Here is a 16,826-nt window from a genome sequence, read left to right on the forward strand (position 1 = left end):
TCAACGCAGCCGGCATTGTGTAGTCGACCTGCACGATCCTTTGAACGTCACGCCTGCCATTTTGCAGAGCGTCTGAATGTCCGGGAGCGGAATTGCAGCTTATGATGTGCGCGCCAAATGCCTGCCACGCTCGCGCCGATCGTTCCAAGCCTGAAACGCATACTTCAAAATATCGACACGGACGGCTCGGAGTTCTCCAGCGTATCTATCGCGCAGCCTGCCTGGTTCAGCTCGGATCGTAAATTCCCCTGGCCTTGATGCCGATCAAAGGGGCTCGCGGCCTTGTTCGCTATCAAACCGTGAAGATAGAGAACTCAGCCTCCTCATGTGGCGTGGGCTGGCAAAAGGCATGACCGGGCGGCAGTCCCGGCCCTGACAGAGGCTGCCTGTTCAGCAGGTCACCGACAGGGTGCGTTGCTCTGATCGGTTGGACCGGAAATGGATACGACGGAGGCGCACCGAAGGTGAGCGGAATTTTCGCGACAATTGCGCGGCGCTTCGCCCCGTTTGAGCCGATGGCCGACGCGATGCGCCCTGGCGAGAAGTTTCCCAGTTTTGTCCGGCGCGCCAGCGGCATGCAACAGGTCTATGTCAGCGTGATCGCGACTTCGGTTGCATTGGCCAACTTTCTACCCATCGACCTGCAGAGACGGGTCGTCGATGTGGCAATTGCCGACAAGGACGTTCGGGGGCTGCTGATGCTCGGCGGCCTTTATCTTGGGGCTATACTCCTGCATGCGGGCCTGAAATACGCACTGATCGTCTATCAAGGCTGGGTCGGAGAGAGCGTGGTGAAGACGGCCCGCGACCAACTCGCTCTCGTCGCCACGCAAAGGTCCGCGCGCGAGCACGCAAGGAGTGGTCAGACCGCCGGCATCATCGGCAACGAGATCGACTATGTTGGCGGATTTGTCGGCACCAGCATCTCTGATTGCGTGGTCAACGTCACGCTGATGGTCTCCGTCGCATCTTACATGACCTACATGCAGCCGGTGATCGCTCTGGTCAGCGGCGTGTCACTCCTGCCGCAAATCCTGCTTGCGCTTTACATGCAGAAGGACCTGAACACACTCGTGGAACGGCAGGTCGCGCTGGTCCGAAAGCTTGGCAACCAAGCAGTCAATTCCTTCGCCAGCCACTCGACGAAGCGCCGAGCCGCCTTTCGCACCATACGCACGATCTTCAGCACCCGCATCGAATTCTATTTGTTGAAATTCGGGCTGAAGACGTTGCTGAATATAGCCAACGCGGCGGGGTCCCTGATGGTCCTGATCGTTGGCGGCTATCTTGTGATCCGCGGGCAGACGACGATCGGCACGGTCGTCGCCTTTATTTCGGGCTTCCAACGCTTGTCGGAACCCACAGGGGAACTTCTCGACTTCTATCGCTCCTATTCGCAAGCGAAAGTGCAATTCCGGATGATCGTCCAGTGGGTTGACGGCGATCATCCCGCGCAAACCGGACATTCCGCGCACAGAATAGATCGATGATCTTGCCAGCCTGTTGCCGGAACCGGTGCTCCGCAAGCGCAAGCCGATGGTTGGTGTTGGCGCCCGTGGGTGACGGTCTTGCTTTTGTTAAGCGCCCTGCGCCGGTCGACCCGACGGTAAAATACGTCAACACCTGCATGAAGGTGGTGGTGCCCCTAGCCGGGATCGAACCAGCACTCCTTGCGGAACTCGATTTTGAGTCGAGCGCGTCTACCAATTCCGCCATAGGGGCTCAGGCCGGGCGGCCTGGATGGGCGCGGACTATACGGGCGGATGGGTGTTCGTCAACTGGCCTGTTGCGGATTTGCCCGCGCAACCGGCGGCATCGCCCACCCTTCGGCCTCGTGGCGACGCAGACATTGTGCGGCGCGGAAAATCTTTCTAGACAGGCGAAGCATTGAGCGCCTCGCATCCGGAAGCTGGATGCGGCGCTTTGGGTCCTTGTCTTCCTGCCTGCCGTTGCCCAAAACCGCCAAGCGTCCCGGGTGACTTTGATCAGAGCAATTCCAGGAAAAGCGCGCTGCGGTTTTCCGTCGGGAATTGCGTCGACTGCATTAGGAGAGCCGATGCTTCGCGGACTTTACGACTGGACCCTGTCGCTGGCGGCGCGCAAATCCGCCGAATGGTGGCTGGCCTTCATCGCCTTCGTCGAAAGCTCCGTGTTCTTCATACCGGCCGACGTGCTGTTCCTGCCCATGGCGTTGGCGCGGCCCGACCGCGCCTATCGCTATGCGCTGACCGCCACTGTTGCCTCCGTGCTGGGCGGCATTGCCGGCTGGCTGATCGGCTACTATGCCTACGACACGATAGCGCGGCCGATCCTGGAGCATTTCGGCGGCCTCGACACCTTCGAGAGGTGGCAGTCCTCCGGCACCGGGCTGATGCTCGTGCTGCTCGTCACATCCGGCGCTGCGCACCTGCCGCCGATCAAGGTGGTCACCATTCTGGCCGGCGCGCTTCACGTCAACATTCTTGTCTTCGTCGTCTCGGCCATCGTGGCGCGCGGCGCGCGTTTCCTGCTGCTGGCCTGGCTGTTGCGCCGCTATGGTGAATCGATCCGGGAGTTCATCGAAAAGCGCTTGGGATTGATCGTCGGCGCCGGCGCGGCTGCCCTGATTTTGCTCTATATCCTCGTCAGATACGCCCACGGATAGCGACGCAACAAACGGATCCGATTAGATGACAGCGACCATGAATGCCGACACCGGACGCCAGCGCACGCGCGCGGCGCTTTTTCTCGCCGTCGCCATGGCCGCGACCGTCGGCTCGGCGCTGGCTTTCCAATATATCGGCGGCTACATCCCCTGCCATCTCTGCCTCGAGCAGCGCACGCCCTATTATGTCGGCGCGCCGCTGATGCTGCTGGCGGTAATCGCCTCGATGCTTCATGCGCCGGCCTGGGCTACGCGCGGCCTGCTGGGGATCGGCGGCTTGCTGATGCTCTACGGCCTCTATCTCGGCGTCTACCACTCCGGCGTCGAATGGCATTGGTGGGCCGGCCCGACCGACTGCACGGCGGGCGCCGGCCCGGTCGACACCGGCGGCAAGGGCGTGCTCGACGCGCTCGACAAATTCGTGCCGCCCTCCTGCGACAAGGCGGCGCTCCGCATCCTCGGTCTCTCGCTCGCCGGCTGGAACGCTATCGCCAGCCTCGTGCTGGCCGCCGTCGCCTTCCGCAGCGCGCTCGCGCGGGATTGAGCCGGCACCAAAGCGCCGACGCGAGATCGTTCAAAGAATTCGTCAGGCTGAGTCGTATGAAGTGATTGTCGAGAACCGAAGCGCAGCGGACATTCAGGTCCATGAGCATCGGAAGCGCAGACAATCGCTTCAGACGGCCTGCCTCACGAATTCTCGAACGATCTCAAGGTTCCAGCTCGACATCCCAGTAGAGATAATCCATCCAGCTTTCATGCAGATGGTTGGGCGGGAACAGGCGGCCGTTGTTGTGCAGGTCGTGCACCGTCGGCTGGTAGGGCTTCTGCAGCGGCCACATCTTGGCCTGCGCCGGCATCATGCCGCCCTTGCGAAGATTGCAGGGCGAGCAGGCGGCGACGACATTCTCCCAGGTCGTCGCCCCGCCGCGATGGCGCGGGATGACATGGTCGAAGGTCAGATCCTCCGGCGTGCCGCAATACTGGCACTGGAAACGGTCGCGCAGGAACACGTTGAAGCGGGTGAAGGCGGGATGCCGGGACGGCTTCACATAGGCCTTGAGGCTGACCACGCTCGGCAGCTTCATCGAGAAGGTCGGCGAGGAGACGGCGTGCTCGTATTCTGCGACGATGTTGACCCGGTCGAGGAAGACAGCCTTGATGGCGTCCTGCCACGACCAGAGCGACAGGGGGTAATAGCTGAGCGGGCGGTAGTCCGCATTCAGCACCAGCGCGGGAAGCCCATCCGGAGATACGGCAACCGTCACGTCCTTCGCCTCCTACATTCCAAACCGAACGGCGCGAATACTGTAAGCCCGACATGACAGGGATGTGAAGCGGATTGTCTCTCGCCGAAACTCTCAAAAACGCATGATTTTCATGCTTTATTGGCCATTTCGACGGGAGGGGCCGCGTCCCTGCCCTTCAGTTCACGATAGTAGGCCCAAAAAAGCCGCGACGCGACACCCCGCCAGGGGCTCCATGATTCGGCCAGCCGGATCAGCATTTTCTCCGGCGGACGCGGGTCGATGCCGAGCGCATGGCCGACCGCCGTCTGCAGCGCGACATCGCGCGCGGGGAAGACGTCCGGATGGCCGGCGGCGAACAACAGATAGCATTCGGCCGTCCATGGGCCGATGCCGGGCACGGCCGTCATCGCGGCGATCGCCTCGCCGGCGTCCAGGGTGCACAGGTGATCGAGATCGAGCCCGCCGGCAACGGCTTCGGCCACGGCGAGCAGACCACGCTGCTTCGGCCGCGACAGCCCGGCCTCGCGAAACACGTCTTCGCCCGCGGCCAGGATTGCCTGTGGCGTCAGCGGATCGACCAGCTTGACCAGCCGCCCGAAGATCGCATCGGCGCTGGCGCGGGAAACCTGCTGCGAAACGATGATCGACGCCAGGCTTCGAAACCCCGGTTCCGACAGCCGAAGCGGCACGTCGCCCGCCTTGCCGCGCACTGTCTCCAACCGCGGATCGATCCGGCAGAGCGCGTCGAGCCCAGTCGCAATGTCGTCGAGCGAGGCGATGCGTTGCACGTTCTTGTTCCCAGGACGCCCGCGAAATGGCAATGGAGGCTAAATACCAACCGGCGAAAGCACCTTTCAACCCGAACGCCGCCCGAGAGATGACGCTCCTGACATTCCGCTTCGCGCCGAGCCCGAATGGCGAACTGCATCTCGGCCATGCCTATTCGGCCCTGCTGAACCAGCAGATGGCGACGCAGGTGGGCGGACGGCTGCTGCTGCGCATCGAGGATATCGACATCGCCCGCTGCACGCCGCAATTCGAGACCGGCATTTTCCGCGACCTCGAATGGCTGGGATTGCGCTGGGAACAGCCGGTGCGTCGCCAGTCGGAACATTTTGCCGAATACCAGGCGGTGCTCGACCGATTGGTCGCCGAGGAACTGGTCTATCCGGCCTTCATGAGCCGGGGCGAGATCCGCGCCTTCATCGCCGAGAGAGGCGGCCGCGACTGGCCGCGCGATCCTGACGGCGTGCCGCTCTACCCGCCGCTCGACAAGGCCCTGCCAGCCAGGGAGCGCAAGCGACGGATCGCCGAGAACATGCCCTTCGCCTGGCGGCTCGACGTCGAAGCGGCAAGGATGCGCGTCACCGCCGACCTGTCATGGACCGAATTCACCGATGAGACGATGTCGGCGACACGAGCGATCGAAGCGCAACCGCAGGCCTGGGGCGACGTCATCGTCGCCCGCCGCGACATCCCGACCAGCTATCATCTTGCCGTCGTCCTCGACGACGCGCTGCAGGGCGTCAGCCATGTCGTGCGCGGCCAGGACCTCTATGCGGCGGCCGGCGTGCAGCGCCTGCTGCAGGAACTGCTCGGCCTGCCGCAGCCGCGCTATTTCCACCACCGCCTGATCCTTGGTCCGGACGGCAGGAAACTGTCCAAGAGCTTCAAGGACACCGGTCTTGCCGCGCTTCGCGAGGCGGGCATGTCGTCGCAGGACGTCAGGCGGCTTGTCGAGTTTGATTAAAGTCGCGCCATCCCGGCCTTGATCAGCGCCAGCACGCTGATGAAGGCAAAGGCGCCGCCGAGCCCACAGGCAACCGCCAGCCTGAGGTCGCTCAGGCTGATGCCATGCTTGCCGGCGACCGTCACCGCGGCAAAGAAGCCGAAGATGAACAGCAGCGTGTTGCCGGTCGGGCCAAACCCGCTCTCCTTCATGATCGCGTCGAGCGCCGTGCCGAAGAAGAAACCGAAGCCGGCAATGATCAGGAAGGCGAACAACAGCCAGGTCGTGTCGAGATGCAAAAACATGCCCACCCATGGCGCGCCGACGCGCCATGCCCCTCTTGGCACGGTTTGTTGAATTCGACTTAGCTTATGGATCAACCGTTTCGTTTTGCTTGCCGGATTGAACGGCATTAGAGCAATTGCCGTCATCAACCGTTCACCCCGGCAGCCTCCCACCCATGCAGAGCATCAAGCGGCTCATTCCCGCCTCCTTCGTCGTTCTGTGGGCGACAGGCTTCATCGGCGCGCGCTACGCCATGCCCTGGGCCGAGCCCTTTACGTTCCTTGCCATCCGCTTCGTCATAGCGGCGATCCTGTTTGCCGGCCTCGCCGTGCTGCTTGGCTCGCGCACGGCGACGCGCGACGAGGCGTTGCATGCGACGATGGCCGGCGTCCTCATGCATGGCGTCTATCTCGGCGCCGTCTTCTGGGCGATCCACCGGGGCATGCCGGCAGGGTTTTCCGCATTGATCGTCGGCCTGCAGCCGCTGATCACCGCCGTGCTCGCGGGCAGGTTCCTCGGCGAGGCGATCCTGCCCCGCCATTGGGCCGGGCTCGCTGTCGGGCTTGTGGGCGTCGTCATTGTGCTGTGGCCGAAGCTCGGAGCGGTCGGCGGCGGCGTGACCGCGGCAACATTGACCGCCTCGCTCGTCTCGGTGCTCGGCATGAGCGCCGGCACCATCTGGCAGAAACGCTATGCTTCCGGCGGCGACCTGGTGTCGGCGACGATGTGGCAGTATGTCGGCGGCTCCGCCGTGATGATCCTGGGCTCGCTCGCCTTCGAGACGCGCGCCGTCACCGTCAATGGCGAGCTGATCTTTGCCATGGCCTGGCTGGTCCTGGTGCTGTCGGTCGGCGCCATCTTCCTGTTGATGGTGATGATCAGGGACGGCGAGATGTCGAAGGTCGCTTCGCTGTTCTACCTCGTGCCCGCCGTGACCGCGGTCATCGCCTGGATGCTTTTCGACGAGCAGCTCAATCTGCTGCAGATCGCCGGCATGGCGATCGCGACCCTTGGCGTAGGCCTGGCGACGGCGGGCAGGCAAGGGAAGGGAAGGGGAATTGAGGAATTGAAGAATTGAAGAACGGAGAACTGAAGAACTGAAGAACTGAAGAGCTGAAGAAGAAGCCGGCAGCGCCGGATCGCTTTTTCTTCAATTCCTCAATTCTTCATTTCTTCAATTCCTCTACCGACGCAACTCACCCGACGCGCGCACGCGCCTCCAGATAGCGGCTGATCGCGGCGTTGAGCTCGCCGCCGAGGATGAAGATCGCCGAGATGATGTAGAGGAAAACCACCGCGATCATGATCGAGGCGAGCCCCGCATAGGTAGTCACGTAGGACGAGAAATGATCGAGATAGGTGGCGAAGATGGTCGAGCCGGCGAGCCAGGCGATCAGCGTGAAGACGATGCCAGGTATGATCGAGACAAAGCGGCGCTTGCCGGCCGGCAGCCAGATATGCACGGAGAACAGCCCGATGACGATGACGGTGGAGGCGACGACGTAACGCCACAGCGTGATGGTGCCCATATAGGGCTTGATCCATTCGAGATGGGCCTCCGCCAGCCTGGCCAGCAGAGGGGCGAACACCAGAAGCACGCTGACGGCCAGGAAGCAGGCCGTGGCGATCAGTACGAAAATGATGCTCTGCACCCTGCGGTGGATGATGCCGCGCGTTTCGGTGACACGATAGGCCCGGTTGAGCGAGGTGCGCAGCGCCTCGATGCCGTTCGACGCGAAATAGGCGGCAAGCACGACGCCGTAGGTCAAAAGGTCGGTTCGCCTGACGGTGAGAACGTTCTGCACCTCGCGCGCGATCGGCTTGGCGATCTGCTCCGGCCAGGTGTCGAAGACGAGATGCACCGCCGTGTCCGAGAACGCCTGCGCGCCGAGGAAGCTGGCCAGTGTCGTGGCGAAGATCAGGAACGGAAACAACGCCATCAGCGAAGTGATGGCGAGGTGGCTGGCCATCGCCCAGCCGTCGTCATTGTTGAAATGGCCGATCGCATCGTAGAGCACGCGCTTGACGGCGACGATATTCCTGAGCAAGGACCCGCGCTCCGCTCGATTGTGTCGACGCCGCGAATATGGGAAGTGATTGCGGCAAATGGCAACCCCAGGTCAGACAACGTCCACCGTCGCGAAAGAATTGCGCACCGTCATCGTCACCGGGGCCTCCTCCGGCATCGGCGCGTATTGCGCGCGGGCGCTGAAGGCGGAGGGCTGGCGGGTCTTCGCAACGGCGCGCAAGCCGGCCGACATAGCCGTGCTCGAGGCCGACGGCCTGGAGGCCTTCTATCTCGATTATCGTGAGCCGGAATCCATCGCCGCGCTAGTCGAGGGGGTGCTTGAACGCACCGGCGGCACGCTTGACGCGCTGTTCAACAACGGCGCCTACGCTCAGCCCGGCGCCGTCGAGGACCTGCCGGTCGCAGCGCTGCGCGAGCAGTTCGAGGCCAATTTCTTCGGCTGGCATGATCTCACCCGGCGCGTCATGCCGGTCATGCGTCGCCAGGGGCACGGCCGTCTCGTCCATTGCTCCTCGATCCTCGGACTGGCGCCTGTCCGCTTCCGCGGCGCCTATTCGGCATCCAAGCACGCCATCGAAGGCCTGATGCTGTGCATGCGCCAGGAACTCGACGGCAGCGGCATCCACCTTTCCCTCATCGAACCGGGACCGGTGACGTCGAAGATCGCCAGCAATGGCCTGCCCTGGTTCCTGAAGAACATCGATGTCGAAAAGTCCGTCCACCGCGCCGATTATCAGGCGCAGCTCGCCCGGCTCCAGGCCGGCGGCAGCGTGTCGAAGCTGAAGCCCGGGCCGGAGGTCGTGCACAACGCGCTCCGCCACGCGCTTCTGTCACAGCGCCCGCGCCCGCACTATGTGGTAACGGTGCCGGCCAGGATCGGCGCGGCACTCAAACGCATCCTGCCGGCGTCAATGCTGTACCGCGTGCTCGCCAGGCGCGCCTGACCGAAACTGAACCGGAGCCAGCCAGATGGTCATCGTCTTGAAGATTCTCGCCGTCATCGCGATGGCGGCCGTGCTGATCGTGCTGGTTCGCGGCCTGATCAACATGATGCGCGGCGGCTCCGGCGTCACCTCGAACAAGCTGATGCAAGCCCGTGTGATGCTGCAGGCCGTGGCGTTGGCGCTGCTGTTGCTGGTGGTCTATTTCACGCGCAAATAGAGGTCTTTTGGGGACGTTATGGTCAAGCTCAACAAGATCTACACCCGCACCGGCGATGACGGCACCACCGGGCTCGGCACCGGCGAGCGGCGGCTGAAATCCGACCTGCGCGTCGACGCCTATGGCACGGTCGACGAGGCCAATGCCTGCATCGGCATGGCCCGCATCCATACCGCCGGCCAACATCCCGCGATCGACGCCATGCTGTCGCGCATTCAGAACGATCTGTTCGATCTGGGAGCCGACCTCGCCGTGCCCGACGGCGGCAAGCCCCTGGAATACGAGCCGCTGCGTATCGTCGCCGCCCAGACCGGCCGCGTCGAACAGGACATCGACCTCCTCAACAAGGACCTGCAGCCGCTGAAATCCTTCGTGCTGAACGGCGGCACGCCGGCCGCGGCCGCGCTCCATCTGGCCCGCACCGTGGCGCGCAGGGCCGAGCGCCTGATGGTGGCGCTGGCCCAGGATCCGACCGAGCATGTCAACCGCGAGGCGCTCAAATACGTCAATCGCGTCTCGGATTTCCTGTTCGTTGCCGCCCGTGCGGTCAATGACAATGGAAAGGCCGACGTGCTATGGGTTCCCGGCAAGAACCGCTGAATCCAGGGGCGGGAGGGTCCGATGTTCATCCCGCTTTACGACACCAACAGGCTGCGCCACATCCGTCTGCAATATGTGACGATCGGTCTGATCGTGGTGAATGCGCTGGTCTATCTGGCGACCACGCTTGGCGGTGAGAACTTCACCAATGCCGCGGTTCTCGGCCTCGGCTTCATTCCCTCGGTGGTCCACGACAAGGTCGAGCTGTCGCCTGAATTCGTCGTCATCCCCGAAAGCCTCAGCTATCTCACCTATTCCTTCCTGCACGCCGACATTTTCCATCTAGGCGGCAACATGCTGTTCCTGTGGGTGTTCGGCGACAATGTCGAGGATGCGCTCGGCCACATACGCTACCTGATCTTCTACTTGGCCTGCGCTGTCGCCGGCGCTTTCTTCCAGGGGCTGGTGGCCTGGGATTCGCAGGTGCCGCTGATCGGCGCGTCCGGCGCCATTGCCGGCGTCGTCACCGCCTATCTGATTCTCTACCCTCGCGTGAAAGTCTGGGTGCTGGCCTTTGCCCGCATCCCCTTGCGCATTCCGGCCTTCATCCCGCTGATCCTCTGGATCCTGTTCCAGATCGTGATGTTCGCCGCCGGCGGAGAGGACCGGATTTCCTGGGCCTGCCATATCGGCGGCATCCTCGCCGGATTCGTGCTGGTGCTGGTGCTGCGCAGCCGCGGCGTGCCGCTGCTGGCCGGCGCCGACGGCGAGCCGGACCCGACGCCGAACATCCAGCAGCCGCCTGTCCCCGTCGAGCCCGCCGCGAGCGACGGCACCCCGGCGCAGCCGGGGTCGCAATGGGGCCGTGGAGCAGCGACGCCTCGGGACTGAACCGATTTGGGTGCCTCGTGGGATATTGACGCGCGGATTTGCCGCCACTACGGAAACGGCACCGCTGGGCGGATATTCCGCCCGTAATGTCGGCTTTCGACAACTCTGACAGGGCGTACGCTGCTATAGCGCCCCGACTATCTCAGGAGAGGTGACAGGAAAATGAAGATCCTTGTGCCCGTGAAGCGGGTTGTGGATGCCAACGTCAAGGTCCGGGTGAAAGCCGACGGACTCGGCGTCGAGCTCGCCAATGTCAAGATGGCGATGAACCCGTTCGACGAGATCGCGGTCGAGGAAGCGATCCGCATCAAGGAAGCCGGCAAGGCGGAAGAGATCATCGTCGTCTCGGTCGGCCCGCAGCAGGCGCAGGAAACGCTGCGCACCGCGCTCGCCATGGGCGCCGACCGGGCCATTCTGGTTAAGACTGACGAGCAGACCGAGCCGCTCGGCGTCGCCAAGGTGCTGAAGGGCGTAGTCGAGGCGGAGAAGCCCGGCCTCGTCATCCTCGGCAAGCAGGCGATCGATGACGATTCGAACCAGACCGGCCAGATGCTGGCGGCGCTGCTTGGCTGGTCGCAGGGCACCTTCGCCTCCAAGGTCGAGCTTGCCGGCGATCATGCCAAGGTGACGCGCGAGGTCGACGGCGGCCTGCAGACGGTCGAACTGAAGATGCCGGCGATCGTCACCGCCGACCTTCGCCTCAACCAGCCGCGCTATGCATCGCTGCCCAACATCATGAAGGCGAAGAAGAAGCCGCTCGACGAGAAGAGCCCGGCCGACTTCGGCGCCGACGTCAAGCCGCGCCTCAAGGTGATCAAGACCGAGGAGCCGGGCGGCCGCAAGGCGGGCGTCAAGGTGAAGTCGGTGGCCGAGCTGGTCGAGAAGCTGAAGAACGAAGCCGGCGTGCTCTAAGCGATCGGGAAAGGATAAAGACAATGGCAATTCTCCTCATCGCCGAACACGACAACGCAAGCCTTTCCGACCAGACCGCCAAGGCGCTGTCGGCGGCGCTCCAGATCGGCGCGGAAGTCGACGTGCTGGTGGCCGGCAAGGGCGCCAAGGGCGCGGCCGACGCCGCCGCCAAGCTGAAGGGCGTTCGGAAAGTGCTGCTGGCCGAAGCGGACGAGCTTTCGGAACGCCTCGCCGAGCCGACTGCGGCTCTCGTCGTCTCGCTTGCGGGCGGCTACGACACGATCATCGCGCCGGCCACTTCCGCCGGCAAGAACATCGCGCCGCGCGTCGCCGCCCTGCTCGACGTCGCCCAGGTGTCGGAAATCATCGAAGTGGTCTCGCCTGACACCTTCAAGCGGCCGATCTATGCCGGCAACGCCATCCAGACCGTCCAGTCGACCGACGCCAAGAAGGTCATCACGGTGCGCACCGCCTCCTTCGCGGCAGCGCCGGAAGGTGGTTCTGCCGCGGTCGAGACGGTCGGCGCCGCCGCCAACCCCGGCCTGTCGTCCTTCGTCGAGAACAAGCTCTCGGAGAACGATCGTCCGGAACTGACCTCGGCCAAGATCATCATCTCCGGCGGCCGCGCGCTCGGCTCCTCGGAGAAGTTCCAGGAAGTCATCCTGCCGGTCGCCGACAAGCTCGGCGCCGCGGTCGGCGCGTCCCGCGCCGCGGTCGACGCGGGCTATGCCCCGAACGACTGGCAGGTCGGCCAGACCGGCAAGGTGGTCGCGCCCGACCTCTACATTGCCGTCGGCATCTCCGGCGCCATCCAGCACCTGGCCGGCATGAAGGACTCCAAGGTGATCGTCGCCATCAACAAGGACGAGGAGGCGCCGATCTTCCAGGTTGCCGATTACGGCTTGGTCGGCGATCTCTTCGTCATTTTGCCGGAGCTGCAAAAGGCGCTTTGACGCCGTCCGTTCTGGCATATTAAAATCCAAAGGGTGGGGTAGACGAAGTCGCCCCGCCCTTTTAGTTTGCACTGCACAAAAAGCGGGCCATCAAGGTCCGGAGCCAATCCGGCGGTTCGCCTCCGGATTGCGGGAAACAAACAAGCAGGAGCGTCTTTGTACTTCAAGGAAGTGCGGACGTTCCGGACGGGATCGGGGTTCATGAGCAAGATCGAGACGATCGGCATTGTCGGCGCGGGTCAGATGGGTGGCGGTATCGCCCATGTCTCTGCGCTGGGCGGCTACAAGGTCCTGATCCACGACATATCGGCCGACCGGATCGAGAAGGGCATCGCCACCATCAGTGGCAACATGGCCCGCCAAGTCGGTTCCGGCAAGCTTGAGGAAAAGGCGCGCAACGAAGCGATGGCGCGCATCTCCGCCGCTCCGGCCATGGCCGACCTCGCCGCCGCCGACCTCGTGATCGAGGCGGCGACCGAGGACGAGACGGTCAAGCGCAAGATCTACGCGCAGCTCTGCCCGCAGCTCAATCCGGAAGCGATTCTGGCGACCAACACCTCGTCCATCTCGATCACCCGGCTTGCCGCCCAGACCGACCGTCCCGAGCGCTTCATCGGCATACATTTCATGAATCCTGTGCCGGTGATGAAGCTGGTCGAGCTAGTGCGCGGCATCGCCACCGAGGACCAGACCTTCGAGGCGGCCAAGACCTATGTGAAGCACCTCGACAAGACGATCACCGTCTCCGAGGATTTCCCGGCCTTCATCGTCAACCGCATCCTTTTGCCGATGATCAACGAGGCGATCTACACGCTCTATGAGGGCGTCGGCACGGTCGACGCCATCGATACCGCCATGCGGCTCGGCGCCAACCATCCGATGGGCCCGCTGCAGCTCGCCGACTTCATCGGCCTCGACACCTGCCTGTCGATCATGCAGGTGCTGCATGAGGGCCTGTCGGACTCGAAATACCGCCCTTGTCCGCTGCTGGTGAAATATGTCGAGGCCGGCTGGCTCGGCCGCAAGACTGGTCGCGGCTTCTACGACTATCGCGGCGACCATCCGGTGCCGACGCGCTGATCTTCCGCGGCTGAACCCTTCCGACGCCGTTCAGGACGCCGCGGCGAGCGGCATGGGCGGCACATCTCTCGAAGCTTCGTCCGGCGCGGCGGAAACGCAGCCGCGGCCTGCCGCCTTGGCATCGTAGCAGGCGGCATCGGCGCGGGCGATGATCTCATCCACCTCGCCGCAACCGGCGCGGATCGGCGCGAGCCCGATGCTGGCGCCGATCAAATGCGGGCGGCCGTCCCAGCTGAAATTGAGGTTGCAGATGGCATCGATGATCGAGCGCGCCGCGATCGGCCCGCGCGCCGCGTCGCCCGATTTGAGGATGACGGCGAACTCGTCGCCGCCGAGCCGCGCGACGATCTCTTCCGGGCCAAGCACATTGCGCAGGGTGTCGGCCACGCGCCTGAGCAGCGCATCGCCCGCGGCATGGCCGCCGGTGTCGTTGACGGCCTTGAAGTGGTCGAGGTCGACGAACATGAACTGATGCTCGCCGCCATTGAGGCGGCACTGGTCGACCAGTTCCTCCATGGTGCGCATGAAGCTCGAGCGGTTGGCGAGCCCGGTCAGCGCGTCATGGGCGGCGGCGTAGGCCAGTTGTCGCTGCAGGGCGCGCGCGTCGGTGAAGTCCTGGAAGACGATGACCAGGCCGCAGAACTGCTTGCGGTCGTTCATGATCGGCGACACCACCTGGCGGATGCTGCAGCGCGTGTCGTCGCGCCGCACGAGAACCGCGCGCGTGTTCTGGTCGCAACGAGGCTGTTCGCACGCCGAAGGACGCGTCAGGCCGATTCTCTGCCCGCTTTCCTCGTCGACCGCCCAATAGACATGGCCGAGCACCTTTCCAAGGGCTTCGCAGACGTCAACGCCGGTGAGCTTTTCCGCGACGGGGTTCATGAAGGTGATGCGGTTGGCGGCATCGGTGCAAATCACCGCGTCGCCGATCGACTGCAGCGTGACCCTCAGACGCTCCTTCTCGTCGGCCAGCATCGCCGCCGAAACCATCAGCCGCGTCTCGGCCTCCTTGCGCTGCGTGATATCGGTCAGGCTGCCGATGGCGCGGATCACCCGGCCCTCGGCGTCGCGCTCGATCGTCTTGCCACGGTCGAGGATCCAGACCCAGTGGCCGTCCTTGTGGCGCATCCGGAACTCGGCTTCGAAAAAGGGCGTCTCGCCGGCAAGGTGCGCGCGATCCGCCTCGGCGACGCGTGCCTGATCGTCGGGATGGATCATGGTCAGCCAGCGGTCCGGGTCTCCGTCGAGCTCGCCAGCGGCATAGCCCAGCATCTTCGCCCAGGTTTCGGAATAGGTTGTGCCACCCTTGCGCATATCGAGGCTCCAGACTCCCTGTCCGGTGCTGGTGAGCGCGAAATTCCAACGGGTCTCGGCCTCGGCGATGCGCGCCTCGGCCTGCTTGCGGGCGTCGATGTCCTCGATCTGCGACACCAGATAGAGCGGGCGGCCTGTCCCCTCTTCGCGGATGACCGAGCCCGCAAGCTGCGCCCAGACCGGAGTACCGTCCTTGTGCAGATACCGCTTCTCGAAATGGAAGGAGTGGATCTTGCCTTCCTTCAGGCTCATCATCGTCTCGCGGCCGATCTGCAGGTCGTCGGGATGGGTGATCTGGAGGAACGTCAGCGCCTCGATTTCCGATCGGGTATAGCCGAGCATGTCGGCGAAGGCCGGATTGGCCTGAACGATGCGCCCGTCGAGCCCGACAATGGCGACGCCGATCGCCGAATCCTCCATGGCCCGGCGGAAGCGCTGTTCGCTCTCGGCGATCTGCCGGCGATCGTCGACGATGCGTTGGATGAACATGGCCGACAGAAACAGCGTCGCGGCTGTGATGGCGATGGAAATCTGCAGGCAGAGCCTCAGCGCGTCGGCGCCAAATTCGAGGCGTGGCAGCAGGATCGATGCGGCGGCGGCAACCAGGCCGATTGCGAGCAAACCCTGCGCGGCGTGCCTGTCGGCACGAAGCCCTTTCCAGTTCAACCACGCCACGATGCGACCCACCCCAACACGCAACTGCACGTTGCCGCAACCCTGGCGGATCGGTTTTAAGGAATGGTTGCGCAGATGATGGCGATCGCTCCGCTAACCGGCAAACAATTGCCGGCATGATTAAGGGACTGTTTCGAAACAGCCCCGGCGGGCTACCAGCGCACGAAAAGCCGCCCGCCGATAGCCCCGAGCAGCGTCAGGAAGGCGATGGCGATCGTATACCAGGTGGCGACGAAGAGCGGCGAATCGTCGAAACAATGCGCGGCGTAGAAGGTTGCCGCGAGCCCGCCCGCGAGCAGCCCGGCCACCGCGCCAGCAAGCACCGGCCTGGTCGGCGCGCCGTAGCGCAGCATGCCGAGGAAGACCGCCAGCGGGCCGATGCCGATCAGCGGGATGAAAGTCATGCAGATCATCATGTTCGAGCCGACGAGCCGCTTGCCCCAATCGGCCTGGGGTACGACGAAAAGCTCCAGGACCACCGCCAGCACGACCAAAAGCGGCGCGGCGAGCATCCAGGCCATCTTCTGCCTTGTCGAAGCGCCCGGCACCGACAGCGCGCGGATCAGCGCGAAGGCGCTGACCGCAAGCACCAGCGTGAACACGAATTTCGACATGAAGCGCATCGTGTGCATGGCCGGCATGATGTCGGGACGCGGCCCGATGGTCGTGAAGAACACGGCTGCCGCGATCGCCACGGCAACGGAGACCGCCAGCCACCAGGCCTTGCCCATCGGCATGGCCTTCTTGCCGGCATCCGCGTCGAGCGCTTTGATCAGATCCTCCGTCCTCATGTCACTGTCGCCCGAATCTTTTAGCGATCGCGGCGAGGCCGCGATGCAGCGACACGCGCACAGCCGTTTCACTGACGCCGAGCTTGGCGGCGGTTTCGCCGATCGAATGGCCGTCGACCGAGATTGACGAGACGACCGAACGTTGCGTTGGCGGCAGTCCCTCGAGCGCCCGGTTTATGTCGCGCTCGCTGACCGTTTCTGTCTCCGGCTCGGCGAAGGTCTCGGCGATCTCGTCGATCTCGACCTCGATGCGGCGCCCTCGCCGGCGAAACGCGTCGATAAGCTTGAAGCGGGCGATCGCGTAAACCCAGGGCAACACCGGCGCATCCGGCCGCCAGGTGTGGCGTTTCACATGAATGGCAAGCAAGGTTTCCTGCACGACATCCTCGGGGTCGACTCCGCCCTGAACGATCTTGCGCCGGACAAAGCCGCGAACGAGGGCGGCGATGCGATGCAGAAAGTTGGCATAAGCCCTTTCGTCTCCCGCGATCGCGGCCCTGAGCAGCCCGGAGAGCTCTGCCTCGTCCTTGCCGGTCACAAGAGTTTACCCCCGAAGTTCGCGTCTCGGCCCTGGT

General features: G+C 63.9%; 19 protein-coding genes and 1 tRNA gene. 12 read left to right on the top strand and 8 right to left on the bottom strand.

Going from position 1 to position 16,826, the window contains the following annotated elements:
- Positions 1-464 precede the first annotated feature (464 nt).
- Positions 465-1,490, top strand: a complete 1,026-nt coding sequence (locus EJ068_RS09830) for an ABC transporter transmembrane domain-containing protein (protein WP_127250964.1) — start codon at positions 465-467, stop codon at positions 1,488-1,490.
- Between the two features lie 147 nt (positions 1,491-1,637).
- Here EJ068_RS09830 and EJ068_RS09835 read toward each other — a convergent pair.
- Positions 1,638-1,722, bottom strand: a tRNA-Leu gene (locus tag EJ068_RS09835).
- Between the two features lie 334 nt (positions 1,723-2,056).
- Here EJ068_RS09835 and EJ068_RS09840 point away from each other — a divergent pair.
- Positions 2,057-2,644 carry a YqaA family protein gene (locus EJ068_RS09840; RefSeq protein ID WP_042641375.1) on the top strand — a complete coding sequence of 196 codons (588 nt, stop codon included), beginning with the start codon at positions 2,057-2,059 and terminating at the stop codon, positions 2,642-2,644.
- 25 nt (positions 2,645-2,669) lie between these two features.
- Positions 2,670-3,188: a disulfide bond formation protein B gene (locus EJ068_RS09845; RefSeq protein WP_127250965.1), complete on the top strand. Its 519-nt coding sequence runs from the start codon at positions 2,670-2,672 to the stop codon at positions 3,186-3,188.
- A 163-nt stretch (positions 3,189-3,351) separates the two neighbouring features.
- Here EJ068_RS09845 and EJ068_RS09850 read toward each other — a convergent pair whose 3' ends face one another.
- Positions 3,352-3,909 carry an HNH endonuclease gene (locus EJ068_RS09850; RefSeq protein ID WP_027167440.1) on the bottom strand — a complete coding sequence of 186 codons (558 nt, stop codon included), beginning with the start codon at positions 3,907-3,909 and terminating at the stop codon, positions 3,352-3,354.
- Positions 3,910-4,019: 110 nt separating this feature from the next.
- Entirely contained in the window at positions 4,020-4,679 is a 660-nt protein-coding gene (locus tag EJ068_RS09855; RefSeq protein ID WP_127250966.1) for a DNA-3-methyladenine glycosylase, read from the bottom strand.
- 89 nt (positions 4,680-4,768) lie between these two features.
- On the opposite strand from EJ068_RS09855, the gene gluQRS reads away from it, so the two are divergent.
- Complete coding sequence (gluQRS, locus tag EJ068_RS09860; protein ID WP_127250983.1) at positions 4,769-5,641, top strand: tRNA glutamyl-Q(34) synthetase GluQRS; 873 nt, start codon at positions 4,769-4,771, stop codon at positions 5,639-5,641.
- On the opposite strand, the gene EJ068_RS09865 is transcribed toward gluQRS, so the two are convergent.
- Positions 5,638-6,033, bottom strand: a complete 396-nt coding sequence (locus EJ068_RS09865) for a hypothetical protein (RefSeq protein ID WP_245463391.1) — start codon at positions 6,031-6,033, stop codon at positions 5,638-5,640. The two genes, gluQRS and EJ068_RS09865, sit on opposite strands and share 4 nt — an antisense overlap.
- A gap of 47 nt (positions 6,034-6,080) precedes the next feature.
- On the opposite strand from EJ068_RS09865, the gene EJ068_RS09870 reads away from it, so the two are divergent.
- Entirely contained in the window at positions 6,081-6,983 is a 903-nt protein-coding gene (locus tag EJ068_RS09870; protein WP_126081060.1) for a DMT family transporter, read from the top strand.
- A 118-nt stretch (positions 6,984-7,101) separates the two neighbouring features.
- Here EJ068_RS09870 and EJ068_RS09875 read toward each other — a convergent pair whose 3' ends face one another.
- The gene (locus EJ068_RS09875) at positions 7,102-7,953 is read right to left on the bottom strand and encodes a YihY/virulence factor BrkB family protein (protein WP_126081059.1); all 852 of its coding nucleotides are present in this window, start codon (positions 7,951-7,953) and stop codon (positions 7,102-7,104) included.
- Positions 7,954-8,011: 58 nt separating this feature from the next.
- Here EJ068_RS09875 and EJ068_RS09880 point away from each other — a divergent pair, with 58 nt between their 5' ends.
- The 7 genes from EJ068_RS09880 to EJ068_RS09910 all read left to right on the top strand — a co-directional run bounded on the left by EJ068_RS09880 (position 8,012) and on the right by EJ068_RS09910 (position 13,471).
- Entirely contained in the window at positions 8,012-8,878 is an 867-nt protein-coding gene (locus tag EJ068_RS09880; RefSeq protein WP_127250968.1) for an SDR family oxidoreductase, read from the top strand.
- 25 nt (positions 8,879-8,903) lie between these two features.
- Complete coding sequence (locus EJ068_RS09885) at positions 8,904-9,095, top strand: twin transmembrane helix small protein (RefSeq protein ID WP_042641360.1); 192 nt, start codon at positions 8,904-8,906, stop codon at positions 9,093-9,095.
- A gap of 18 nt (positions 9,096-9,113) precedes the next feature.
- Positions 9,114-9,695, top strand: a complete 582-nt coding sequence (locus EJ068_RS09890; protein ID WP_127250969.1) for a cob(I)yrinic acid a,c-diamide adenosyltransferase — start codon at positions 9,114-9,116, stop codon at positions 9,693-9,695.
- 21 nt (positions 9,696-9,716) lie between these two features.
- A complete protein-coding gene (locus tag EJ068_RS09895; protein WP_127250970.1) occupies positions 9,717-10,526 on the top strand; it encodes a rhomboid family intramembrane serine protease in 810 nt (269 codons plus the stop codon).
- 162 nt (positions 10,527-10,688) lie between these two features.
- Entirely contained in the window at positions 10,689-11,438 is a 750-nt protein-coding gene (locus EJ068_RS09900) for an electron transfer flavoprotein subunit beta/FixA family protein (protein ID WP_126081055.1), read from the top strand.
- Between the two features lie 23 nt (positions 11,439-11,461).
- The gene (locus tag EJ068_RS09905) at positions 11,462-12,391 is read left to right on the top strand and encodes an electron transfer flavoprotein subunit alpha/FixB family protein (RefSeq protein WP_126081054.1); all 930 of its coding nucleotides are present in this window, start codon (positions 11,462-11,464) and stop codon (positions 12,389-12,391) included.
- Positions 12,392-12,592: 201 nt separating this feature from the next.
- Positions 12,593-13,471 (top strand): 3-hydroxybutyryl-CoA dehydrogenase, encoded by an 879-nt coding sequence (locus EJ068_RS09910; protein ID WP_126081053.1) that lies wholly within the window; start codon positions 12,593-12,595, stop codon positions 13,469-13,471.
- A gap of 30 nt (positions 13,472-13,501) precedes the next feature.
- Here the strand turns inward: EJ068_RS09910 and EJ068_RS09915 are convergent, their stop codons facing one another.
- From EJ068_RS09915 to EJ068_RS09925, 3 genes are all read right to left on the bottom strand, one after another.
- Positions 13,502-15,490: a PAS domain S-box protein gene (locus tag EJ068_RS09915; protein WP_126081052.1), complete on the bottom strand. Its 1,989-nt coding sequence runs from the start codon at positions 15,488-15,490 to the stop codon at positions 13,502-13,504.
- Between the two features lie 122 nt (positions 15,491-15,612).
- Complete coding sequence (locus EJ068_RS09920; RefSeq protein ID WP_126081051.1) at positions 15,613-16,251, bottom strand: NrsF family protein; 639 nt, start codon at positions 16,249-16,251, stop codon at positions 15,613-15,615.
- A 1-nt stretch (position 16,252) separates the two neighbouring features.
- Positions 16,253-16,789 carry a sigma-70 family RNA polymerase sigma factor gene (locus EJ068_RS09925; protein WP_127250972.1) on the bottom strand — a complete coding sequence of 179 codons (537 nt, stop codon included), beginning with the start codon at positions 16,787-16,789 and terminating at the stop codon, positions 16,253-16,255.
- Positions 16,790-16,826: the final 37 nt, after the last annotated feature.

This window comes from Mesorhizobium sp. M2A.F.Ca.ET.043.02.1.1 (assembly GCF_003952405.1).
Classification (GTDB): domain Bacteria; phylum Pseudomonadota; class Alphaproteobacteria; order Rhizobiales; family Rhizobiaceae; genus Mesorhizobium.